Below are 245 nucleotides of genomic sequence, written 5' to 3'. Positions count from 1 at the left end.
CCATCGTGTACGTGGCACGACCTTGCGTCAGCGAACGCAGGTTCGTGGCGTAACCGAACATCTCGGCCAGCGGAACTTCAGCCTTGATGGTCTTGCCACCACCGACCATGTCGTCCATGCCCTGGACCATGCCGCGACGCGAGGACAGATCGCCCATCACGGTACCGGCGTAGTCTTCGGGCGTTTCGACTTCAACGGCCATCATCGGTTCGAGCAGCACGGGGCTGGCCTTGCGCATGCCTTCC

1 pseudogene is annotated in these 245 nt (G+C 62.4%); it reads right to left on the bottom strand.

The features are described 5' to 3' along the window. Nucleotides 1-245: pseudogene (gene fusA, locus SB751_RS34165) on the bottom strand (elongation factor G); the annotation flags it as partial.

It is taken from the genome of Cupriavidus sp. SIMBA_020, assembly GCF_046535395.1.
GTDB classification, from domain to species: Bacteria; Pseudomonadota; Gammaproteobacteria; order Burkholderiales; family Burkholderiaceae; genus Cupriavidus; species Cupriavidus campinensis.
The sequence above is the reverse complement of the archived record's forward strand: the minus strand, read 5'-3'. Positions and strand labels throughout refer to the sequence as shown.